This window comes from Brevundimonas sp. (genome assembly GCF_036402095.1).
Taxonomy (GTDB): Bacteria; Pseudomonadota; Alphaproteobacteria; order Caulobacterales; family Caulobacteraceae; genus Brevundimonas.
Genome location: NZ_DASWTO010000114.1, coordinates 1 through 21,840 on the forward strand (window position 1 = coordinate 1; position 21,840 = coordinate 21,840).

Below are 21,840 nucleotides of genomic sequence, written 5' to 3' on the forward strand. Positions count from 1 at the left end.
GGTGACCACGGCCGTCGCCAACGGCGACCTGTCCAAGAAGATCACCGTCGACGTGAAGGGCGAGATTCTCGAGCTGAAGTCGACCATCAACGTCATGGTGGACCAGCTGAACTCGTTCGCCTCGGAAGTGTCGCGCGTGGCGCGCGAGGTCGGCACCGAGGGCAAGCTGGGCGGCCAGGCCCAGGTCACCGGCGTGACGGGGACGTGGAAGGACCTGACCGACAACGTCAACCTGATGGCCGACAACCTGACCGGTCAGGTCCGCAACATCGCCGAGGTGACCACCGCCGTGGCCAACGGCGACCTGTCCAAGAAGATCACCGTCGACGTGAAGGGTGAGATTCTGGAGCTGAAGTCGACCATCAACACCATGGTGGACCAGCTCAACGCCTTCGCCTCGGAGGTGACGCGTGTGGCCCGCGAAGTGGGCACCGAGGGCAAGCTGGGCGGCCAGGCGAACGTGAAGGGCGTGGCCGGCACCTGGAAGGACCTCACCGACAACGTGAACTTCATGGCCGGCAACCTGACGGGCCAGGTGCGGAACATCGCCGAGGTCACCACCGCCGTGGCGCGGGGCGACCTGTCGAAGAAGATCACCGTCGACGTGAAGGGCGAGATCCTCGAACTGAAATCGACCATCAACACCATGGTGGACCAGCTGAACGCCTTCGCCTCGGAAGTGACCCGGGTGGCCAAGGAGGTCGGCACCGAGGGCAAGCTGGGCGGCCAGGCGCGCGTGGAGGGCGTCGGCGGGACCTGGAAGGACCTGACCGACAACGTGAACTCGATGGCGGCCAACCTGACCGGCCAGGTGCGCGGCATCGCCGACATCGTGACCGCGGTGGCCAACGGCGACCTCAAGCGCAAGCTGACGCTGGACGCCAAGGGCGAGATCGCCTCGCTGGCCGACACCATCAACGGCATGATCGAGACGCTGGCCACCTTCGCCGACCAGGTCACCAACGTGGCCCGCGAGGTCGGCATCGAGGGCAAGCTGGGCGGCCAGGCCCGCGTGCCCGGCGCCGCCGGCCTGTGGCGCGACCTGACCGACAACGTCAACCAGCTGGCCGGCAACCTGACCACCCAGGTGCGCGCCATCGCCGAGGTGTCGACCGCGGTGACCAAGGGCGAGCTGACCCGCTCCATCACCGTCGAGGCCTCGGGCGAGGTCGCGGCGCTGAAGGACAACATCAACGAGATGATCCGCAATCTGAAGGATCAGACGCTGAAGAACACGGAGCAGGACTGGCTGAAGACCAACCTGGCCCGCTTCACCCGCATGCTGCAGGGCGAGCGCGACCTGGCCACGGTCTCGAACATGGTGCTGTCCGAACTGGCCCCGCTGATCAACGCCCAGCACGCCGTCTTCTACGTCGCGGACAAGGACGCCGATGAGGAGCCGATCCTCGTGCTGGCCGCGGCCTACGCCTCGACCGAGCGCGAGCAGCTGTCGCCGACCTTCCGCCTCGGCCAGAGCCTGATCGGGCAGTGCGCCAAGGAGAAGGAGCGCATCCTGCTGACCAATGTGCCGAAGGACTATGTTCAGATCGGCTCGGGCCTGGGCGGCGCGGCGCCGCTGAACATCATCATCCTGCCGGCGCTGTTCGAGGGCGAGGTGAAGGCGGTGATCGAGCTGGCCACCTTTGGCGAGTTCTCGGAAACCCACCAGTCGTTCTTGAGCCAGCTGATGGAATCCATCGGCATCGTGCTCAACACCATCGCCGCCAACATGCGCACCGAGGGCCTGCTGAGCCAGTCGCAGCTGCTGACCGCCGAACTCCAGGCGCAGCAGGAAGAGCTGAAGATGACCAACGACCGACTGGAGCAGCAGGCCGCCAGCCTGCGTCAGTCGGAGGAGCTGCTGCGCGCCAAGCAGGAGGAATTGCAGCAGTCCAACGCCGAACTCGAGGAGAAGGCGGTGCTCCTCTCGGCCCAGAACAAGCAGGTGGAGGCCAAGAACATCGAGGTCGAGCAGGCCCGCTTCGCGCTGGAGGAAAAGGCCGAGCAGCTGGCCCTGACCTCCAAATACAAGTCCGAATTCCTGGCCAATATGAGCCACGAGCTGCGGACGCCGCTGAACAGCCTGCTGATCCTGTCGAAGATGCTCAGCGAGAACACCCAGGGGAACCTGACCGGCAAGCAGGTCGAGTTCGCCAAGAACATCCACGCCGCCGGCTCGGATCTGCTGGGGCTGATCAACGACATCCTCGACCTTTCGAAGATCGAATCCGGCACCGTCACCCTCGACATCGGCGAGACCCGGTTCGACTCGCTGCGCGACCAGATGGAGCGGACATTCGCCCAGATCGCCCAGGACAAGCGGCTGGACTTCAAGATCGATCTCGACCCGGCCCTGCCGGCGGCGATGTACACCGACGACAAGCGGCTGCAGCAGATCATCAAGAACCTGCTGTCCAACGCCTTCAAATTCACCGCCTCGGGCGAGGTGCGGCTGAGCGTCCAGCGGGTGGATGGCGGCTGGAGCCCGGGCAACGAGCACCTGAACACGGCCGGCCAGGTCCTGGCCTTCTCGGTCAGGGACAGCGGCATCGGCATCCCCGAGGACAAGCAGAGGATCATCTTCGAGGCCTTCCAGCAGGCGGACGGCACGACCAGCCGGAAATACGGCGGCACCGGCCTGGGCCTGTCGATCAGCCGCGAGATCACCCGTACGCTGGGCGGCGAGCTGAAGGTCGAGAGCGAGCCGGACAAGGGGTCGACCTTCACCCTGTATCTGCCGCTGAACTTCAGCCCCACGGCCGTGGCCGCCGGACCGGCCGGGCGGGACGCGGCCAATGCGGTCACCGTCCGCACCCTGCCGGTCGAGGAAGAGGCCGAAACGGTGGAAACGGTCAGCGATGACCGCGACGCCCTCTCGCCGGGTGAGCCGGTGATCCTGATCGTCGAGGACGATCCGCGCTTCGCCTCCATTCTGCTGGCGCTGGTCCACGACTGCGGCTTCAAGGGCGTCATCACCCAGCAGGGCGCGGCGGTGGCGTCGCTGGCGCGGCGGTATGCCCCGGAAGCCATCATGCTGGACGTCGGCCTGCCCGACATGGACGGACTGGCGCTGCTCGATCTGCTGAAGCGGACGCCCGAGACGCGCCATATCCCGGTGCATGTCATCTCGGCCGACGACCAGGCCTCTCTCGGCCTGTCGATCGGCGCGTTCGGCTACACTTCCAAGCCGGTCGACCGCGATGTGGTCGTGGCCAGCCTCGACGAGGTGCGAACCTTCATCACGACGACGGACCGGCGGCTGATCTTCGTCGGCCCGGCGGGCCCCGCGGCCGCGACGCTGAAGACCGCGTTCAAGTCGGTCACCCGCGTCGACAGCCTGAAGGCGCTGACGAAGGCCAAGGTCAAGCCGGCCGACAGCCTGATCGTCGACACGTCCGGCACGCCCGTGCCGGCGCTGGTCGACTATCTGAGGTCCGCCGACCGGACCCTTCTCGTCTACGCGCCCGATCGTCTCGATGCGGCCGACGAGCGCCGGTTGCGCCTTGCGGTGTTCGCCGGACAGGCGCGGATGGCGCGCACGCCGGAGCAGCTGCTGGAGCAGGCGACGCTGCTGCTGCACGAGCCGACCGAGCGGCTGTCCGAGGCGGCGCGCACGACCTTGGCCCTGACCCGCAAGGAGGATGCCATCCTGACCGGGCGGACGGCGCTGGTGATCGACGACGACATCCGCAACATCTTCTCGATGGCCAGCGCGCTCGAGGAGTTCGGGGTCGACCTGCACTATGCCGAGAGCGGTCGGGCCGGGCTGGATCTGCTTCGCCAGCATCCCGAGATCGACATCGTCCTTGTCGACATCATGATGCCGGACATGGACGGCTATGAGACGATCCGGGAGATCCGCTCCATCGCCCAGTTCGCCGACCTGCCGATCATCGCCGTGACCGCCAAGGCGATGAAGGGCGACCGGTCGAAATGCATCCAGGCGGGGGCCTCCGACTACGTCTCCAAGCCGGTCGACATCGACTATCTGATCTCGGTGATGCGGGTGTCGATCCAGCGGACCGACGCCCACCGGCTGGCCGACGAACCGGCCCCGGCGCGACGTGAGTCGGCGGACGCCTGATGGCCAGCCCCCGCCGGACAAAGACCGTCGCCGCCGAGCCGCTGACTGCGCGGGTGCTGATCGTCGACGACGACGAGCGCAACGCCTTCGCGGCATCCGAGGCGCTGGAGGTGCTGGGCCATGAACTGGTGGTGGCCCGCTCGGGCGAGGAGGCCCTGCGGCTCCTGCTCGTCCAGGAGTTCGCGGTCATCCTGCTGGATCTGCACATGCCCGGCATGGACGGCTATGAGACGGCCAGACTGATCCGCGAACACCCGCGCACGCGCGACACGCCGATCGTCTTCGTCACCGCCGTGTTCCGCGACGAGGCGCACATCTTCCAGGCCTATTCGGTCGGCGCCGTCGACGTGGTGTTCAAACCGGTCGATCCCTTCATCCTGCGCTCCAAGGTGGCCATCCTCGCCGACCTGCATCTGAAGACCATCGAGGTCCGGCGCCAGGGCGAGGAGCGGTCCGCCCTGCTGGAAGAGAACGCCCGGATCAGCGAGGAGAAGCTGGCTGCGGAGCTGGCTCTGAGGACAGCGCGGGAACGACAGGACGCGATCCTCAAATCCCTGCCGGTCGTATTCACGGCCCGGACCAGCAGCCACCCGTTCGGGGCGCGCTTCGTCAGCGACAGCATCACGCCGCTGACCGGGTTCGAGCCAAGCCGTTTCATCGAGGAGCCGGAAATTGGCCTGGGCCGGATTCATCCCGAAGATGTCGAGGGAGTCGCCAACTGCCTGATGAAGGCGGCCGAGACCGGAGCCTACGCCTGCGAGTACCGCTGGATGTGCGCCGACGGCGAATACCGGACCTTCCTCGATCAGGGCGTATGGATCGTGGACGAGAATGGAGAGAGCCAGATTCTCGGCACCCTGCTGGACGTGACCGAGCGGCGGCATCTGGAGGAGCAGCTGACGCAGGCGCGCAAGATGGAGGCGGTCGGGCAGCTGACCGGCGGCGTGGCGCACGACTTCAACAATCTGCTGACGGTGGTGCTGGGCAACGCCGACATCCTGCTGCGGCGGATCGAGGATCAGCCGAACGTGGTCAAGCATCTGGCCGCCATCCGCGCGGCGGCCGACAAGGGACAGACGCTGACCCGCCAGCTGCTGGCCTTCTCCCGCCGGCAGCAGCTGAACCCCAGCGTGGTCGACCTGAACACCCTGATCCGCAACTTCCTGCCGCTGATGAAGCAGGCGGTCGGCGAAGGCGTGGCGATCGAACTGGACCTGTCGGCCGAGCCTCTGCACGCCTTCGTCGATCCGACCCATCTGGAGACCGCCCTGCTCAACCTGGCGGTCAACGCCCGCGACGCCATGGACAGCGACGGGGTGCTGATGATCAACGCCCGGCGCGCCGCCGGTGAAGACGGGGCCGACTGCGCCCTGATCCGGGTCTCCGATACAGGCTCGGGCATGAGCTCCGAGGTCGCCAACCGGGTGTTCGAGCCGTTCTACACCACCAAGGACATCGGCCGGGGCTCGGGTCTGGGACTGTCGCAGGTCTATGGCTTCGTCGCCCAGTCGGGCGGCAAGGTCGAAGTGTCGAGCGCCCCGGGCGAGGGCGCGGTCTTCACCCTGACCCTGCCCCTGACGGCGGAGAGGCCGGCCGAGGTCGTCGCCCCCGGCGACGCCGTGGAGGCCGAAACCGGATCGGAACGGGTGCTGATCGTCGAGGACGATCCTGCGGTGCTGAGCGTGTGTCTCGATATGCTGAACGGCCTCGGCTACCAGTGCGAGGTGGCGGCCGACGCCGCCGGCGCCCTGCACAGGCTGGGAAGCGACCAGGCCTACGACCTGCTGTTCTCGGACGTGGTCATGCCGGGGGGATTGAACGGCATCGAGCTGGCCCGCCGGGCCCAGGCGATGCGCCCCGACCTGAAGATCCTGCTGACCTCGGGATACCTGGGCGACGCGGTCCAGGGGCTGTCGCATGAGTTCGCCCTGATCGAGAAGCCGTACGAACGGGCCGCCCTGGCGACCAGGATCCGCCGCGTGCTGGCGGAAGGTCCGGTGGCGCCGCCGCGCGTGGCCGGTCTGGAGGCCTCGTCTCACTGACCCGGCGGCCGACCCGGCCCGATCCTTGCGGAATTCGCCTCAGAGGAGGCTTTTCCGATGGCCTGGACGGCGATTTCGACCCGGAATGAGACACTTCCCATCGTCAGGGGAGGATGGCTCGACGCGCTGCGTTTCATCGTGGCCGGCCTGATCATCCTGCATCACTTCCAGGGCGCGGGACCGGTGGCGCTGGCCGAGGGTCTGCATCCGGTGTTCGAGCGGGGCGGCTTCCTGCTGACCAACTTCTTCCTGATCGACAGCGGCTATGTGCTGATGCGCGTCTACGGCGCTTCGGTGGCCGGAGGTCGGATGTCGGCCGGCGACTTCTTCCTCAAGCGCTATCTGCGGGTCGTGCCCGCCCACCTGATCATGGGCCTCGGGCTGGTCGTCCTGATCGTCGGCGGCGGCGCGCTGGGCTTCTCTCCCCGGGCGCCGGAGTGGTTCCGCTGGGATCAACTGCCGGCCCAACTGACCCTGACCCAGGCGTTCGGCGTGCCCGGCGGTCTCGGCTGGAACGCACCGAGCTGGTCGATCTCGGCCCTGATCGGCTGCTACCTGGCCTTCCCGTGGCTGCTGAAGGGCATCGCCCGACTGGGGCCGTGGAGCGTGCTGGCGCTGGGCGTCGGCGGCTATCTGCTGGCCAACCAGCTGATCTGGAGCCTGCTGGGCTATCCGGTCTACCAGATGCCGATGGGCTACGGTTTCATCCGCGCCCTGCCGCTGTTCGCGCTGGGCGTGGCGCTGGCCTGGTTCGCGCAGAAGGTCTGGATCAGCCCGAAGCTGGCCGGCTGGGCCGGGATCGGCGCGGCGCTGGCGCTCGCCTTCGTCCAGTATTTCGACAAGCACGCCCTGATCTCGCTGGCCTGCATCTCCGTCATCATCCTGGCGGCCGGCGCGACGCCGACTCCTCGCCCGTCGAAATGGGTCGAGAAGGCCGCCCAGGTCTCGTTCTCGATGTTCATCACCAACGAGGTGGTGCGGATCGCCTGGTTCGGCGTCGCCAACGTGGCCATCGCCCGTTTCGCCTTGCCGATCGGCGCGCAGTGGGCGCTGTGGGTCGGCGGGGTGATCGCGGCCTTCGCCTTTGCCTTCGCCTTCCACTTCCTCATCGACAATCCGATACAGTCGCGGATCCGGGCCTGGCTCAAGGGCCGGTCACGGCGCCGGATCGCCGCGGTCGCGCAGCCAGTGGTCTCGCTCGAGGGCTGAGGCGGTGCGGCGAAAAAAAACGCTGTGCGAACTCGGCAGAGTCGGCATCGCGGGCGGCACGTCGAAAATTCACGGGGGCGGAGTCGGCAGAGTCGGCTTGATCGCGGGTCGGGGAATGGAATCGCGGCTCCTCGGCGGAGCGGCAGGGGACAGGATTTTTCAAAGACCGGTCGACGCGAGCATTATACGCCGGCCCCACAGTCCAGCGGACAAATCGCGTCGAGAAAAGCTTATAAGGTTGATCTCAAAGGGCAATTCCGAGACAGTCGTGCTGCATAAACGGGAATGGCCAGCACGACCGCAGGGCTAGCCGCTGTTGAGGTGAAGGATGTTGCCGTCGGGGTCCTTGAACCAGGCCGCGCGGAAATCCCCGAAGCGGTGGATGCCGTCGGCGAAGGTCGCCCCTTCGAAATCGTAGCGTTCGAACACAACGCCCTTGCCGCGCAGATCGGCGACGATGGCCTCGAGATCGTCGCCCACGCCCCAGACGACCGCATTCGCCTGGTTTGTCCCCGCGAACTCCGAGACGTAGACCGCCAGCCGGGTGTCGCCGGTGCGGAAGATCAGCGGGTCGTCGCCCTGCCGCCCCATCAGTTCCAGGCCGAGGGTGTCCGCATAAAAGGCGCGGGCGCGATCGAGGTCGCGGACGGCAAGGATGGCCGACGAGTTATGGGCCTTCAGCATGGCGGCCTCCGGACAGTATGACGGAAAGCGCCGATGCGAGGCCGAAGGTTCCGCTCAGCCGGCGCAGGCGGACGCCTCGCCCGCCTCGATCCGTCCGCCTTTCATGACCAGGCGGGGCGAGCGCAGCGGCGCCAGGCCCTGCGTCGGATCGCCCTCGACGGCCAGCAGATCGGCCCAGGCGTTCGCCCGCAGCGCTCCGAGCGCGTCGTCGCCAAGCATCCGCCCGGCTTCCCAGGTCGCGGCCTGCAGCGCCTGCGCCGGCGTCAGACCCGCCTCGACGTAGCCGTCCAGGGTCGCGCGCGCGCCGGCGCCCCGGCCGGGTCCGTAGGGAAAGTAGAGGTCCGAACCGAGGGCGATGCGGACGCCCAGGCGGTGCGCGCGCATCAGCCGGTCGCGCCCGGCCTGCAGATGGCGTTCGAGTTCCTCGCGCGGCGGCTGCTGCGGCCAGGTCGACGAGAACTCCAGCGCCATCTCAAGGGAGGGGTCGGTAGGCACAAGCCAGACGCCCTTTTCCGCCATCAGCCGCAGGGTCCCGTCCGAGATCTGGTAGCCGTGCTCTATCGAGGTGACGCCGGCCTCGACCGCCTCGCGGATCGCGGCGTCGGAAGTGGCGTGGGCCGCGACGGGGATTCCATGGCGCCGGGCCTCGGAGACCACGGCCGCCATCTCGGCGACGGACATCCGGGTGCGCTGGGGCGTGGCCTCCGGATACATCTTGATCACGTCGGCGCCGCGGGCGACGGCGTCCCGCACGGCCGCACGGGCGTCGTCCGGGCTGACGACGATGCGGTATTCGGCGCCGACGAGGTGATGCGGATCGACCGGCATTGGCTCCATCTGTCCGCCGGCCGGGGCGAGCCCCGGGCCCGAACCGTAGATGCGCGGCCCCGGCACGAGCCCATCGTTGATCCCGCGCTCCAGCATCAGGTCGAGGTAGCCGCCGGAGTTGCCGAGATCGCGAACGGTGGTGAAGCCGGCCTCCAGATATTGCCGCCCGCGCCGGGCTCCGCTCAACACCCGATAGACATCGCCCTGCGCCGCCTGGTCGCGGGCGGCCACGTCCGAAAGGCCCTCGCCGTCGCGCTGCTCGAGCAGCAGATGGGTATGGGCGTCGATCAGTCCCGGCAGGACCGAACAGCCGGACAGGTCGATCACCGTCGCGCCGTCCGGCGCAGCCAGCGCCTGCCCCACCTCGGCGACGCGGTCTCCCCGGATCAGGATGTCACGCGCCCCGACCATGCGGCCTGCCTCGGAATCGAACAGGTTCCCGACCCGGACGACGGTGACCGGCTGGGGGCTGCGCTGGGCGGCGGCGGCGGTCGGCAGGCAGGCGGCGAGCAGGGCCGAGGCGGCGGCCGCGAGGGTCAGGCGGGACATGGGGGCTCCGGGCTGTTGTCCTGACGGGAGGCCGGCTTCCGGGCCTGCGGATGCGACGTCGCGGATGAAATCTCCGTAAGGTCAGGCTCGCGCCGGCGCCGTCAGATCGGCATCCGCATGATCTCCTGGTAGGCGGAGATCACCTGGTCGCGCACCGCCATCACCGTCTCCAGCGAGGCCTCGGCCGAGGAGACGGCGGTGACCACGTCGATCAGGCTGCCCTGTCCCTGGACCATGGCGGTCATCTGCGTCTCGGCGGCCTTCGACGTCTGTGTCATGTCGCCCATGACGTTGCCCAGCAGCTCGGCGAAGCCCGGGCCGGCCGGAGCGGCCGCCGGGGACGCGGGCATGGCCCCGCCCTGAACCGCCGCATAGGCCTTGGCCGCCATCAAGGGATTCATCGGTCAGGCCCTATTTCTTGAGGAGGTCGAGGGTGCGGCTGTCCATTGAGCGCGCCGTCTCGATGACGTTGAGATTGGCCTCATACGCGCGCTGCGCCTCACGCATGTCCATCGCCTCAACCAGGGTGTCGACGTTGGGACGCAGCACGTAGCCTTCGGCGTTGGCGGCTGGATGTGACGGATCATATTCGGAGCGGAAGTCGCCCATGTCGGGCCGGACTTCGGCGAGGGTGACGCCGGTCGCGCCGTCGATCTCGCGCGCCTGGAAGACCGGAATCTGGCGGCGGTAGGGGTCGCCGCCCGCCACCTGGGCCGTCGACTGCGCGTTGGCGATATTCTCGGCGATCACGCGCATGCGCGACTGCTGGGCCTTGAGGGCGCTGGCGGCGACGGCCATGGCGCTGTTTCGCGGCGGGACGGGATCGGTCATCGGCTACTCCCTCAACGGCCCGGCGCGCGGGCCGCCATGCGCAGCATCTGCATGGATTTCTGATACAGGCCGATGGCGGCGTCATAGGCCATGCGGCTCTCGGCCATCTTCAGCATCTGTTCCTCGACGACCACCGAGTTGCCGTCGAGCGTGGTCTCGGAATCAGGCGCTGACTTCGCCTCGAACCGGGCGGCCGGACCGGCGGGTGCGATGTGCATGGCGCTGGTGCGGACCATCTGCACGCCGCGGCCCCCCCGCAGCGCGGCGGCGAAATCCGTGGGTTGGCTGAGGTCGCGGCCGACGTAGCCGGGCGTATCGGCGTTGGCGACGTTCTCGGCGATGACGCGCTGGCGCTCGTCCAGCCAGCTCAGGCGTCCCTTGATCTGACTGAGCAGCGGCAGGTCGGTGATGGCCAAGGGCGTCTCCCTCCCCTTCGCGGGCGCGATTCGCCCACCGTTTCGATGGGCAGAAACTGCCGCCCGCATGGTTAATGGGAGGTTATCTCAACGCGTCGTTAACCATGATCGCGGAAGGCTGGGCGCGCCGGACATGCTTCGCCGGCGGGGCTGTCGCATGAATTTCCTCGATCTGCTGCGGGCGGTGTTCGCCCTGGCCTTCACCCTCGGCATCATCGGCCTGGCCGCGTGGGCGGCGCGCCGTTACGCCCCGCAGCTGCTGGCGAAGCTCAGCGCCGAACGCGGCGAACGGCGGATGAAGGTGGTCGAGACCCTGGTTCTGGACCCGGCGCGGCGCCTGGTGCTGGTGAAGATCGACGACGAGGAGCGGCTCCTGATTCTCGGCGAAGGCCGGGAGTTGATCGAACCGCGCGGCCCGAACACGGACGCGGGGGCCGGGTCGTGAGCCTCAGGGAGGTTTTCGTCCTGCCCAGCCGCGCCGAGCTGAAGCGCGCCGCGCTGCTGTCGCTGATGACCACCGCCCTGTGCCTGTTGTGGCCGCTGGCCGCGCTGGCGCAGGACGTGGCCGCCGCGGGCGGACCCGGGGCGGCGATCAACGTCGACCTGGGCACCGGGGCGGGACTGACCGAACGGGTTGTGCAGCTGGTCGGCCTGATGACCGTGCTGTCGCTGGCGCCGTCCATCGTGATCATGACCACCAGCTTCGTGCGCATCGTCGTGGTCCTGTCGCTGCTGCGCACGGCCCTCGGCATGCAGCAGGCGCCGCCCAACGCCGTGCTGGTGTCCCTGGCCCTGTTCCTGAGCGCCATCGTCATGGCCCCGACGTGGCAGGACGCCTATGATTCGGGCATCCGCCCCCTGCTGGACCAGCAGATGGAGCTGCCCCAGGCCTTCGATGCGGCGTCCGAACCTGTGAAGACTTTCATGCTGGCGCAGGTCGATCGGGACGACCTCGCCCTGTTCACCCGCCTGTCCCAGGTGGAGGCCGCCACGCCGGTCGCCGACCTGCCCCTGAGAGTGGTCACTCCGGCCTTCATGATCAGCGAGTTGAAGCGGGCCTTCGAAATCGGATTTCTCCTTTTCGTTCCGTTCCTTGTGATCGATCTGGTGGTCGCCAGCGTGCTCATGTCGATGGGCATGATGATGCTGCCTCCGGTGGTGATTTCCCTGCCCTTCAAGCTGATCTTTTTCGTGCTCGTGGACGGCTGGAGACTGGTCGCCGGAAGCCTCGTCGAGAGCTTCCAGCGCGCCTCCGGAACGGGTTAAATCCCCAGCCCGTGGGGGTTTGAACGGCAAAGTCGCTTGCCAAGGGAAGAAAAAGCGGCGTCAATCCGTCCGTCATCGCCCTTGAATCGGGGGGCGAGCTTCAATCGGGAAACGACCCACAATGACCACTCAAGCCGAACTCATCGCCGCCGCCGCCAAGGACGCGGGCGTCTCGCAAGCCGACGCCGGCCGTGTCCTCGACGCGCTGGTGAAGAACATCCACAAGTCGCTGACCGCCGGCGGCGATGTTCGCATCTCGAACCTGGGCGTGTTCGACACCGCCGCCCGCGCCGCCCGCGAGGGCCGCAACCCGGCAACCGGCGCGACGATCAAGATCGCCGCTTCCAAGGCCGTGCGCTTCCGCGTGTCGAAGCCGCTCAAGGATGCGGTCAACAAGTAAGAACCCGAAGGTTCAGGCGGCCGGTCTCGCAGGAGCCGGCGCCGAAGCTTGAGGACGGGCGGGGGCCGCGGGTCGGTTCCCGCCCGTTTTCTGTCTGAGCTCGGCCTTCATGGACGCGACCCAGCCCGCGAAGGTGTCGGCCGAGGCGGTCAGGGCCGCGAAATCGCCGGCGAAGGGGCCGTCCCCCTCCCCCGCATCCAGCGCGATCGCCAGCGCCGACTTCGCCCGGGCGCCGGCGATATAGGGGCGGTAGTTGCGCGACAGGCGCGTCAGTCCAGCCGACTCCCGGCCCAGGGAATAACCGACGCCGGCGCGGATCAGCCTCGCCTCCTCGTCCGCCGTGAGGGCGGCCGGGTCCCTGAAGCGCTCGCCGAGACGGGCTTCGTAGAGAGCGGCCGCCTCGGCCCATTTCTCCTGCTTCCACAGCACCTCGGCGCGAACGTCGCGGCCCTCGGGGCTGGCGTCGGCGCCCAGCACCTCCAGCGCGTGGTCGTAACGGCCGAGACCGGCCAGGGCCCGGGCCTCCAGCGCCCGCCGCTCGGCATTCAGCGCGGACGGCAACAGGGTGGTGCGCGAGCCCCAGATGGCCTGCAGCGCCGCCTCGGGCTGGCGGTCCATCAGATAGACGGTGGCCAGATCGGTCGCGACCTGGGCCTTGGCGACGCCGTCCAGGCGGTTGTCGACCTGGTATTTGAGCAGTTCGGCGGCCTGGTCGAGCAGGTCGACGTCCACCAGCCGGCGGGCCAGACGGCGGACCATCTCGTCGCCGTCGGCGCCGATCGGGGTCAGCTCGCGGAAATCGTAGAACAGCCCCAGCGCCTGGACCGGCTGCAGTCCGTCCGCACCGCCCTCGAGGAACAGCATGCGGAAGGCGGCGCCCAGGTCGGCCTGGATGTCGGCGGCCTCGTCGAGCCGGTGCAACCCCGGACCGGCGCCCTTCAGGGCGGTCAGGGCCTCGCGGTACAGCCCCTGCGACAGGTACAGCTGGCCCAGCTGACGGATCACGGCCAGTTCGGTGGCGTCGCCGCGCCAGCGCCAGCGCAGGCTCTCGAGAGCGGCGGCGGCGGCGTCGGGCTTCATCGCCCCCTTCGCCAGCGACAGGCGGACCACGGCGAGCTTCGCCGGCACCGCGACAGCGTCGAGCGGGGCGCGTCCCACGGCGGTATAGACCGCCAGCGCCCGGTCCGACTGGCCGTCGAGCTCGAACAGTTTCGCCTGCACCAGCCGGGCGGCGAGCTGGTCGGCCGCGGGGGCGTTCTGGCTGAAGCTGTAGGCCAGCAGCGAACGCGCCGCCTCGAGGTCGCCGGTCTCCAGCGCCGACAGGGCGTGGGCGGCGCCGAAGCGGGCGCGCCAGGCGGGCGGGAAGCCGTCGACGGCCTTGGCCCCGGCGGCGAAGGCCTGGCGCGCGGCGGCGTGGTCGCCCGCGGCCGAAGCCATGTAGCCGCGCCAGACGGCGGAGGCCGGATCGCCGGCGACGGCGGCGGAAGCGAAATCGCCCTGGGCCTCCTCGAAGCGGCCGATCGAGGCCCGGGCGGCCCCGCGCAGGCCGCGCAGCTCGGGCTCGCCCGCCATGTTCGGGGCCCTCGCCACGATGGCGTTGAGCACGCCGATGGCCTCGTAGCCGAGGCCGGAGCCGACAAGGAAACGGGCGAAGGCGAAGCGGGCCTCGACCGGGGCGCGGGGGTCGTCGGCGGCGGCGTTGGCCTCGGCCGCGGCGGCGTCCTGCAGCTGGCGGTAGCGGGCGGAGAAGCCGGCGTGGCCCACCTCGGCCCATTCGGCGAGAATCAGCCCGGGATGCCGGGCCCGAACCGGGGCGCCGCCGTCGGCGGGGGCGGCGTCGAGACCGGCGGAGGGCGCCGATAGGGTGAGGCCGCCGGGCCGGCTGAGGGTGACCAGATCACCGTCGGCATGCACCGCGAGGTCAGTGGCGGCGGTCTCGACCGCGAGGCCGTGGGCGGTCGGCAGCAGGGCGAGATCGACCGTGCGGCGGCGGTCCCCGAAGCCCTTGCCCGGGGCCAGGGCCGTGACGGCGGCGAAGCGGTCGCCGACCAGCGGATCGGTCAGCCAGACCGCCTTGGTGGCCCCGGCCATGCGGGCGACGAGAACCGGCTTGCCGGTGTCGTCGCGGTCGATCCGCACGCCTTCGACCGCCACGGCCGGGCCGCCGATGGTCACGGTCCAGGTCGAGCCGCTGGCGGCGGCCGAGACCGGGGCGTTGGCGGGGGCGGCGACGCGGATGGCGACGTGGTCGGGCCCGGCGGTCCAGTGCGCGTCCGAGGCGGGTCCCAGCTGCGTGGCGCCGGACATGTCCAGCCGCGCGGGGGTGTCGAACACGATCCAGACCGCCTCGCCGCGGCGGAAGACGGCGGCGCCGACCGGCGCGGGCCAGCGAAAGGCGAGGCTGACCTTGCCGGCCGAAGCCTGGGCCACGACCGGGACGGACCGCGCCGCCGAGCCTGGCGCGGCCTGCGGCGCCTCGGCGTAGAGGTTCAGATAGACGGCCCCGTCGGCGCTGCCCGACCGCGCGTCGGCGCCGGCCGCGAGGGTCAGGACCAGTTCCGTGGCGCCCTGGACGGCCCGCGTTTCGACCTTGGCGACACCCTTGGGCGGGTCGACCTTGAGGCGCGAAACATCGGGGGCGGCGGTGGAGCCGATGCGGACGATGACCTGGTCGCCCTCGCGGCGCACGCGCGAGCGGGATCCCACCACCCCGGCGAACTCGATGCGGGTGAACTCCGAATTGGCGCCGATTCTGATGGTCACCGGGTCGAGCGCGGCGGCGGCTTCCTGCGCCAGCGGCGCCAGCGGCGCGAACGCGACCGCGCCGGCCGCGGCGGCGGCGACGGTGGTTCTCAGGATGCGCTTTGACGAAGCCCCGGACATGCGCGCGCACCCTCGCGCGAGCCGCCTTTCAACGCGGTTAACGGTTGGTGACCGCCCGTTCCATCATCCCCAGCGCGGTCCGCAGGCACTCGAGCCGGACGGGCCCCCGTCCCCGGTCGCCGAAATGATGCTCCTCGTGCACCGTCGGCGCGCCGGCCGCGGCGAGGGCGAAGTGGACCAGGCCGGGCTCGTCGTCGGGGCCGGCCGCGCCGGCGAAGCCGGTGACGGCGATGGCCGCGCCCGCGCCGGACGATCGCAGCGCGCCCTCGGCCATGGCCCGGGCGACCGGTTCGGAAACCGCTCCGTTCTGCTCGATCAGACGCAGCGGCACCGCCAGTTCGTCGGCCTTGGCCTCGTTGGTGTAGACGACATAGCCGCGCTCGAAGACGTGGGATCGCCCCTCCACGTCGGTGAGGACCGAGGCGATCAGGCCCCCGGTGCAGCTTTCGGCGGTCGCGAGAGTGACTCCGCTGTCGCCGGCGGCCTTCAGCACCCGCTCGATCAAGTCCTCGATATCGTTCGGCAAAGCCGGGCTCAGGGTTTCCGTCATGCTCTCCGAACGGTCGCGCTTCCCGGTGTGTTCCCTCCGGCCCTCCGCGACAATCGGGCGGCTTGCGGCCAGCGCCCCCGAAGCCGACATGAGACGGCCTCCCGTCAGGACTTCGCCGTGACCGACCCCGACTACCCCCGGCTCAACACGCTCTCGATCGGCCTGCGCTGCCGCTGCCCGCGCTGCGGCAAGGGACCGTTGCTGAAGGGATACCTGACCATCCGGGAGTCCTGCCCGGAATGCGGCCTCGACTACGGCTTCGCCGAGCCCGCCGACGGTCCGGCCTTCTTCGGCATGAGCCTGGTCGGCGTCGTGGGCATGGCCCTGTTCATGTGGTTCGAGTTCGGCGTCCATCCGCCGGTCTGGGTGCACATGGTCGTGACCATGCCGCTGCTGGTCATCGGTTGCCTCGGCGTGTTGCGGCCGCTGAAAGGCTGGCTGGTCGCGGAACAGTACGTTCACAAGGCCGCGCCGCCGGAGTTCGAGAGCGTCGGCAAGCACGGCAAGGGCTCGCGCTGGCGCTGATCCGCCGGATCAGTGGACGGCGCTCTCCCCTTCGCGCTCCAGATACCACCGCGCCGTCCGCTCGATCCCCTCGTCCATGTCGATGCGCGTACGGCCGTGGACCTCCTCGATCGGGCGGACGTCATAGACGTATTCGGTCAGCATGTTGTCGAGCCGCTGGCTGGTCAGCGGAAAGCGGATGCCGCTCTTCGTCAGCAGGTCGCCCGTTACGGCCAGGGACCGCGCCAGCGGCGTCGGCATGGTCGGAATGGGCTTGCGGAACCGCTTGGCGAATCCCCCGGCCCAGTCACGCAGGTCGATCGGATCGCTGTCGGCCAGATAGAAGGTGCGGCCGTGGACCTGATTGGCCGAGGCTGTCGCAAGCGTGACCAGCTGTTCGGCCAGGTTCTCGATGTAGGAGTAGGACTTCATCAGCGGCCGGCCGCCGACGTGGAAATACAGGCCGCGGCGGATCATGCCGAGGATGGCGGCGTAGTGGTCGCTCATGCCCGGCCCCCAGATGGTGGTCGAGCGGAAGATGACCCACTCCTTGCCGCCGCCATTGCGGGACCGGATCATCTTCTCGGCCAGGACCTTGCTCTCGCCATAGCCGCCTTCGGGGTCGTAATCGGTGTCGTGGGCCGGGGTCTTGCCCGGCTTGCAGACCAGCTGCGACGAGGCCCAGATCACCCGCTTCACGGACGGCGCATGGACAAGCGCGTCCAGAAGATTCGCAACCCCCACGGTATTGGCCGCATACCCGCCCGTGGCGGCGCCTTTCAGATCGGTCTCGGCGGCCAGGTTGAACACCACCTCGGGTCGAACTTCGCTCAGGGCGGTGGCGATGGAGCCGGGATCCAGCAGATCGCCGACCAGGGTGCGGCCGTCCCGCGCCCGCCGGCTGAAGCCCATCGCTTCGTGCCCCTGCTCCGCGAGCTCGCGCATCAGCGCCTTGCCGACGAAACCCGAGCTTCCGGTCACCAGTACCCGCATCATCCACGCCCCGGCGCGGCCCTCGCCCGCGCATGCCGGGCGAGCCCTCCCGCGCTCGGCGCGGATCAACCGGTACGGAGATCGATTGTTCCCCGTCCGGTGCGATTTTTTACGGCGCAGGCGGCGCGGCGGCGGCGACGGGCAGTCCGAGCTCGAATACGGCTCCGCTGCCGGACGGCCGCAGGTCGAGCGTGGCCTGATTGGCGGCGAGCAGGGCCCGGGCGATCGACAGGCCCAGACCGGCCCCGCCCTCGCCGCGACGGGTGGTGAAGAACGGCTCGAAGATGCGCCGCGCGTCGGCGGCCGCGACCCCCGGGCCGTTGTCGCTGACCGTCAGCATGACCACGTCGCCGGCCGGGCGAGCCTCGATCCGCACGATCGATGCGCCGGCCTGCCGGCTGTTCTCGAGCAGGGTCGAGACAACCATCTCGATCGTCGCGGCGGGGGCGGCGACCGGCGGCAAGCCTTCGGGCAGGACGAGGTCGACCCTGAGCTCCGGCGCCCGGGCGTCCACGGCCTTCCGGAGGGCGGGTCGCAGGTCGACCGCCAGCCCGGCCTCGGGGCGCGCCATGTCCGCCCGCGCCAGATCCAGCAGGCGGGTGACGAGGGCGGACAGGCGGCGGCCGTCGGCCGCGATGTTGTCGAGGAAGCGGCGGCGCTGGGCGGGCTCCATGCTGTCGCCGTGGTCCTGCAGCAGTTCAACCGCGCCCTGGATGCCGGCCAGCGGGGTCTTGAACTCGTGGCTGACGGCGGCGGCGAAGTCGCGCAGATAGCGGGAGCGCCGCTCGACGGCCTCGGCCATGCGGCCGAAATCCTCGTAGAGAGTCCTAATCTCGACCGCCGCTGTGGCCGGGGGCGGCGGCAGCGAGCCTGCACCCGAGGTCACGTCGCGGGCGGCGCGGCTCAGCGCCTCGATCGGCCGGGCGATGCCGCGCGACACCAGCACGGCGAGCAGGGCGATCAGTCCCAGAGTGCCCGCCGCGCCGAGACCGATCTTGATGCGGTCCTGATAGATGCCGCGGAACAGGGCGCGGGGCGAGCGGGACGCCAGGATCACCCCTCGCACCTCACCGCCGACGATCACCGGCCGGGCGTGGTGGATGCGCAGGGCCGAGGCGCGGCTGAGCCATTCCATCGAATAGCGCGGGTGGTAGGAATCGTTGCGCCGCAGCACGGTCTCCGCCCGACCCGCCAGGGCGGCGCGGATCTCGGGCAGATCGCGCCAGCTGCCCCCCTCGCCATAGCCTTCGACGACCACGCCGGAGCGGTCGAGGAAGATGATCGACGCCAGCGTGGTCTGGCTCGTCCGCTCCATCACCGGCGCGAGCCTCTCGCCTACCATGACCGCCGCCGGGTCGACCGGGGCGCCCGGGGTTTGAGGCGACGGCCGCGCCGGCAGGACGGGGGTCGAGCCGAGGTCGATGGTGGCCGGCTCCGGCCGGTAATAGCCGGGGACGTCCCGCTGAACGGCGTCCGGGTCGAAGCCTGGCGCGCCGGGCCAGAACGTCTCCGCTGTGGCGGACAGCGTCGCCGCCTGGGCGATCAGCTCCGCCTCGGTCTGCCGCACCAGGGTGTTCTCGTAGACCCTGAGGAAGATGGCGCTGATACCCGGCAGAATGGCCGCGAACAGCAGCACCGACAGCAGGATGGTGCGCAGCCTCAGCGCCGGCCAGTGCGCCCGGATCCAGGCGCGCACCCGGCCGTTCACGCCAGGCCGCCGACGCAGGGCCCGAGCTGGTAGCCGACGCCGGCGCGGGTCTCGACCACGTCCGTTCCGCCGGCCGCGGCGAATTTGATGCGCAGGTTGCGGACGTGGCTGTCGATGGTGCGGTCGGTCATGGCGAAGCCCGGACCGTGGACCCGGTCGATGATCGCGTCGCGGCTGAACACCCGCCGCGGCCCGTCGGCCAGCACCCGCACGATGCTGAACTCCGTCACCGTCAGCGGCACCTCGGCGCCGTCCCAGCGGGCGCGCCAGCCGTCGGCGTCCAGCGTCAGGCGGCCGTGCGAAACCATCCCCGACGGCTCGGCCGGCGGCGTGCGCGCGGTGCGGCGCAGGATGGCGGCGACGCGGGCGACGACCTCGCGCGGACTGAACGGCTTGACCACATAGTCGTCGGCTCCGAGCTCGATGCCCAGAACCCGGTCGATCTCGTCGTCGCGCGATGACAGGAACAGCACCGGCAGATCGCCTTGGGCGCGGATGCGGCGGCAGACCTCAATGCCGTCCATGCGCGGCATGTTGATGTCCAGCACCACCAGGTCCGGGGCGTGGGCGGCGATATCGGCCAGGGCCGCCTCGCCATCCGCCGCCTCGCGCGTGGCGAGGCCGGCCTTCTGCAGCGCGAAGGTCAGAAGGTCGCGGATGTGCGGGTCGTCGTCGACCACCAGGACGGTGCGCTGCATGGCGGCCATGTTCAGGCTCCCGGCCCCGAGGTCAACGGCTGCGGGGGCGAGGCCGGCGGCGGCGGCGCGGGAACCGGCTCTTCGAACGACGGCGCCGGGAGCGTGGGAAGCGCGGGCGCGAGCGACCTGAGGCTGCCGTCCCGATTCCGGGGGCCGGGTTGCGGCCGCGCCAGCGGGCGATTCCTGGTCAGCGCCTCGATTCTCTCCAGCCGGCGCGCGTCCCGCCAGGTCCAGCCGCGCCAGCCGGACTGCTGACGGCGGACCTGCGCATGCAGCTCGGCGCGGACGGCGGCGGCCCGGTCGCGCAGCTCTGGGTCCTCCGTCCGCTGCTCCAGCTCGACCAGCGAGACCAGGGCCGGGGCGCCGAGGAAGCGGAGGTAGCCGAGGTCCAGGATCGCGCCCGTGCCGTCGATCTCGCGGGCGTGGCGCACGTTCCAGGCCGCGGCGACGGCGCCGAGGTCGACGGTGCTGACCAGCGCCAGCACGACCAGGGTGAGGCGGACGTTGGCGTCGATCAGCCAGTGCCCGTCGTTGCCGCGCAGCATCCGCCACAGGATCAGCAGCAGGCCGGCGGCGACCAGAACCATCCAGATCATCGCCGCGATGCGGAACCGGGTCAGGGCGTAGGCTTCGATATAGTCGGCCGTGCGCAGCAGGCTGGACGCCACCAGCAGCATGTTCTGGCCGACCCAGAGCACCACAAGGGTCCGCACCAGCGGCTTCCTCGCCGTCTCCGATCCGGGGCGCAGCGCCACCAGCACGAACAGTCCGGCGAGCAGGGCGGTGGCGATCAGGGGATATGCCCCGCGGTGCGCGTACTCCGCCAGGGTCACGCCCTCGGGCAGTTCTGCGCCGCTCCACAGGAAGGCGAGGTCGAGGCCGTTCTGCAGGGCGAACAGGGCGTTGAACACGACCAGCGACAGGGTGATCGAGGCGCCGCTGACGCCCGGGATCCTCGCGTCTCCCAGCGACGGCAAGGCGATCAGCTTGCGCCGCCAGCGCGGGCGCAGGGTGGCGCCGACCGTGAGCAGGACGAGGCCCCAGAACCAGGCGCGCAGGATCGTCTCTCCGGAGAGCGACGGCGCGCGGACCTGATCGAGGGCGTTGGAGATCAGCGGATTGGCGCTGGCGAACAGCGCCAGGAAGACCGCGCCCCCGGTCAGGGGCAGAACCAGCATCTTCGCCAGCCGCCACAGCGACAGCCCGCCCCGGCGGCTGCGCCGGCGCGGGCGGGTCAGGCGCGCCAGATCGATCACCGGACCGACCGCCGAGACGACTGCGTGCGCCACCAGCCTCTGGGCCCAGCGCCAGACCGGATCCCCGGCCCGCACCCGCGCCGACAGCACGGCGACGCTCAGCATCAGGCCGAACAGCGCCCATGCCAGCACGCCGGGCCGATCGATGAGCACGAGCGCCAGCAGCACGGCGGCCGCCAGGGCGAAGAGGGCCCGGGGGTCGCGCCTCAGGCCCGGCCGGGCGAAGGCGACGCCGATCACCCAGGCCAGGGCGAAGGCGCCCAGGGTGGCGCCGGGCTGATGGAAGAAGAACAGGGCGTCGGCCAGGGCGGCCAGCAGGAATGCGATCCCGGCCTTCAGCCAGAAGCCGCCGCGGGTGAATGGATGGTTCTGAAGCATGACCGCCTCCCCTCTCGAGGCGGCCGTTGTCGCGGGGCGAGGTTCAGACCTGCGGGGCCCGGCGAGGAGGTTGCACGCAGGCGGAGTGCAGAAGCGGTGCAGTGGGGGGATGGCGACCCCGGCAGGACTCCAACCTGCGACCTCGGCTTTAGGAAAGCCTTGCTCTATGCAGCTGAGCTACGGGGCCATAGGCGCTGACCTAGCGGGTCGCGACGCGGGGGGGAAGCGGGACCGAAACGGAAAATCGCCCGCACCGTCTTCCCTTGGGCGACAGGCAGACGGCCGGCCGCGTTCGCTGTTGTGGTTAATCGGCTTTAAGATACAATATCTTGTGGAGAACAAATCCCGAATCGGGCCGTGTCGGTGATTCGGTCCTGATTCGTTTCGCCCCTGTTCCGCCGGACCAGGCTCCACCGTTTACCGGCGCGGGAATCGTCTCCACGGCGCTTGAGGAACCGGGCGGGAACAGCCACCTTTTCAGTCTCATGAGCGACCGCGCCACCGGCATGGCCCCCTCGCGCGTCGTCGCGGTGCTGGGCCCCACCAACACCGGCAAGACCC

Annotated in this window: 19 protein-coding genes and 1 tRNA gene; 8 read left to right on the forward strand and 12 right to left on the reverse strand. The window is 69.9% G+C overall.

What is annotated here, in order from left to right:
- The 3 genes from VGD32_RS08275 to VGD32_RS08285 form a co-directional block, all read left to right on the forward strand.
- On the forward strand, positions 1-4,084 hold a 4,084-nt coding region (locus tag VGD32_RS08275), incomplete at its 5' end, for a HAMP domain-containing protein (RefSeq protein ID WP_331031420.1).
- Complete coding sequence (locus VGD32_RS08280) at positions 4,084-6,126, forward strand: response regulator (protein WP_331031421.1); 2,043 nt, start codon at positions 4,084-4,086, stop codon at positions 6,124-6,126. The genes VGD32_RS08275 and VGD32_RS08280, both read left to right, overlap by 1 nt.
- 57 nt (positions 6,127-6,183) lie before the next feature.
- Positions 6,184-7,335 carry an acyltransferase gene (locus tag VGD32_RS08285; protein ID WP_331031422.1) on the forward strand — a complete coding sequence of 384 codons (1,152 nt, stop codon included), beginning with the start codon at positions 6,184-6,186 and terminating at the stop codon, positions 7,333-7,335.
- Between the two features lie 306 nt (positions 7,336-7,641).
- On the opposite strand, the gene VGD32_RS08290 is transcribed toward VGD32_RS08285, so the two are convergent.
- From VGD32_RS08290 to flgB, 5 genes are all read right to left on the reverse strand, one after another.
- Positions 7,642-8,019: a VOC family protein gene (locus VGD32_RS08290; protein ID WP_331031423.1), complete on the reverse strand. Its 378-nt coding sequence runs from the start codon at positions 8,017-8,019 to the stop codon at positions 7,642-7,644.
- Between the two features lie 54 nt (positions 8,020-8,073).
- Positions 8,074-9,396, reverse strand: a complete 1,323-nt coding sequence (locus VGD32_RS08295) for an amidohydrolase family protein (protein ID WP_331031424.1) — start codon at positions 9,394-9,396, stop codon at positions 8,074-8,076.
- Between the two features lie 101 nt (positions 9,397-9,497).
- Positions 9,498-9,797 (reverse strand): flagellar hook-basal body complex protein FliE, encoded by a 300-nt coding sequence (fliE, locus tag VGD32_RS08300; protein ID WP_331031425.1) that lies wholly within the window; start codon positions 9,795-9,797, stop codon positions 9,498-9,500.
- Positions 9,798-9,807: 10 nt separating this feature from the next.
- Positions 9,808-10,194 carry a flagellar basal body rod protein FlgC gene (flgC, locus tag VGD32_RS08305; protein WP_331031435.1) on the reverse strand — a complete coding sequence of 129 codons (387 nt, stop codon included), beginning with the start codon at positions 10,192-10,194 and terminating at the stop codon, positions 9,808-9,810.
- Positions 10,195-10,238: 44 nt separating this feature from the next.
- On the reverse strand, positions 10,239-10,643 hold the full coding sequence (gene flgB, locus VGD32_RS08310) for a flagellar basal body rod protein FlgB (RefSeq protein ID WP_331031426.1): 405 nt from the start codon (positions 10,641-10,643) through the stop codon (positions 10,239-10,241).
- 157 nt (positions 10,644-10,800) lie between these two features.
- Here flgB and VGD32_RS08315 point away from each other — a divergent pair, with 157 nt between their 5' ends.
- The 3 genes from VGD32_RS08315 to VGD32_RS08325 all read left to right on the forward strand — a co-directional run bounded on the left by VGD32_RS08315 (position 10,801) and on the right by VGD32_RS08325 (position 12,309).
- On the forward strand, positions 10,801-11,088 hold the full coding sequence (locus VGD32_RS08315; RefSeq protein WP_331031427.1) for a flagellar biosynthetic protein FliO: 288 nt from the start codon (positions 10,801-10,803) through the stop codon (positions 11,086-11,088).
- A gap of 65 nt (positions 11,089-11,153) precedes the next feature.
- Positions 11,154-11,909 carry a flagellar type III secretion system pore protein FliP gene (fliP, locus tag VGD32_RS08320; RefSeq protein WP_331031436.1) on the forward strand — a complete coding sequence of 252 codons (756 nt, stop codon included), beginning with the start codon at positions 11,154-11,156 and terminating at the stop codon, positions 11,907-11,909.
- 121 nt (positions 11,910-12,030) lie between these two features.
- Positions 12,031-12,309 carry an HU family DNA-binding protein gene (locus VGD32_RS08325; protein ID WP_324820687.1) on the forward strand — a complete coding sequence of 93 codons (279 nt, stop codon included), beginning with the start codon at positions 12,031-12,033 and terminating at the stop codon, positions 12,307-12,309.
- Positions 12,310-12,321: 12 nt separating this feature from the next.
- On the opposite strand, the gene VGD32_RS08330 is transcribed toward VGD32_RS08325, so the two are convergent.
- Both VGD32_RS08330 and VGD32_RS08335 read right to left on the reverse strand, forming a co-directional pair.
- Complete coding sequence (locus VGD32_RS08330; RefSeq protein ID WP_331031428.1) at positions 12,322-15,192, reverse strand: hypothetical protein; 2,871 nt, start codon at positions 15,190-15,192, stop codon at positions 12,322-12,324.
- A gap of 37 nt (positions 15,193-15,229) precedes the next feature.
- Positions 15,230-15,742: a CinA family protein gene (locus VGD32_RS08335; RefSeq protein WP_331031429.1), complete on the reverse strand. Its 513-nt coding sequence runs from the start codon at positions 15,740-15,742 to the stop codon at positions 15,230-15,232.
- A 117-nt stretch (positions 15,743-15,859) separates the two neighbouring features.
- Here VGD32_RS08335 and VGD32_RS08340 point away from each other — a divergent pair, with 117 nt between their 5' ends.
- Positions 15,860-16,267 (forward strand): DUF983 domain-containing protein, encoded by a 408-nt coding sequence (locus VGD32_RS08340; RefSeq protein ID WP_331031430.1) that lies wholly within the window; start codon positions 15,860-15,862, stop codon positions 16,265-16,267.
- A 9-nt stretch (positions 16,268-16,276) separates the two neighbouring features.
- Here VGD32_RS08340 and VGD32_RS08345 read toward each other — a convergent pair whose 3' ends face one another.
- From VGD32_RS08345 to VGD32_RS08365, 5 genes are all read right to left on the reverse strand, one after another.
- Entirely contained in the window at positions 16,277-17,242 is a 966-nt protein-coding gene (locus VGD32_RS08345; RefSeq protein WP_331031431.1) for an NAD(P)-dependent oxidoreductase, read from the reverse strand.
- A gap of 106 nt (positions 17,243-17,348) precedes the next feature.
- A complete protein-coding gene (locus VGD32_RS08350; RefSeq protein WP_331031432.1) occupies positions 17,349-18,935 on the reverse strand; it encodes a HAMP domain-containing sensor histidine kinase in 1,587 nt (528 codons plus the stop codon).
- An 8-nt stretch (positions 18,936-18,943) separates the two neighbouring features.
- Complete coding sequence (locus VGD32_RS08355) at positions 18,944-19,654, reverse strand: response regulator transcription factor (protein WP_331031433.1); 711 nt, start codon at positions 19,652-19,654, stop codon at positions 18,944-18,946.
- Between the two features lie 2 nt (positions 19,655-19,656).
- Positions 19,657-21,279 (reverse strand): DUF4173 domain-containing protein, encoded by a 1,623-nt coding sequence (locus VGD32_RS08360; protein WP_331031434.1) that lies wholly within the window; start codon positions 21,277-21,279, stop codon positions 19,657-19,659.
- A 110-nt stretch (positions 21,280-21,389) separates the two neighbouring features.
- Positions 21,390-21,466 (reverse strand) — tRNA-Arg (locus tag VGD32_RS08365).
- A gap of 298 nt (positions 21,467-21,764) precedes the next feature.
- On the opposite strand from VGD32_RS08365, the gene VGD32_RS14260 reads away from it, so the two are divergent.
- Positions 21,765-21,840, forward strand: a 76-nt coding sequence (locus VGD32_RS14260; protein WP_414644378.1) for a hypothetical protein, incomplete at its 3' end; no start/stop codon positions are given.

Bases quoted from the DNA above. Each gene is read 5' to 3' on its own strand.
- VGD32_RS08280 (WP_331031421.1), top strand. From the start codon at position 4,084: ATGGCCAGCCCCCGCCGGACAAAGACCGTCGCCGCCGAGCCGCTGACT.
- VGD32_RS08285 (WP_331031422.1), top strand. From the start codon at position 6,184: ATGGCCTGGACGGCGATTTCGACCCGGAATGAGACACTTCCCATCGTC.
- VGD32_RS08290 (WP_331031423.1), bottom strand. From the start codon at position 8,019: ATGCTGAAGGCCCATAACTCGTCGGCCATCCTTGCCGTCCGCGACCTC.
- VGD32_RS08295 (WP_331031424.1), bottom strand. From the start codon at position 9,396: ATGTCCCGCCTGACCCTCGCGGCCGCCGCCTCGGCCCTGCTCGCCGCC.
- fliE (WP_331031425.1), bottom strand. From the start codon at position 9,797: ATGAATCCCTTGATGGCGGCCAAGGCCTATGCGGCGGTTCAGGGCGGG.
- flgC (WP_331031435.1), bottom strand. From the start codon at position 10,194: ATGGCCGTCGCCGCCAGCGCCCTCAAGGCCCAGCAGTCGCGCATGCGC.
- VGD32_RS08315 (WP_331031427.1), top strand. From the start codon at position 10,801: ATGAATTTCCTCGATCTGCTGCGGGCGGTGTTCGCCCTGGCCTTCACC.
- fliP (WP_331031436.1), top strand. From the start codon at position 11,154: ATGACCACCGCCCTGTGCCTGTTGTGGCCGCTGGCCGCGCTGGCGCAG.
- VGD32_RS08325 (WP_324820687.1), top strand. From the start codon at position 12,031: ATGACCACTCAAGCCGAACTCATCGCCGCCGCCGCCAAGGACGCGGGC.
- VGD32_RS08330 (WP_331031428.1), bottom strand. From the start codon at position 15,192: ATGTCCGGGGCTTCGTCAAAGCGCATCCTGAGAACCACCGTCGCCGCC.
- VGD32_RS08335 (WP_331031429.1), bottom strand. From the start codon at position 15,742: ATGACGGAAACCCTGAGCCCGGCTTTGCCGAACGATATCGAGGACTTG.
- VGD32_RS08345 (WP_331031431.1), bottom strand. From the start codon at position 17,242: ATGATGCGGGTACTGGTGACCGGAAGCTCGGGTTTCGTCGGCAAGGCG.
- VGD32_RS08355 (WP_331031433.1), bottom strand. From the start codon at position 19,654: ATGGCCGCCATGCAGCGCACCGTCCTGGTGGTCGACGACGACCCGCAC.
- VGD32_RS08360 (WP_331031434.1), bottom strand. From the start codon at position 21,279: ATGCTTCAGAACCATCCATTCACCCGCGGCGGCTTCTGGCTGAAGGCC.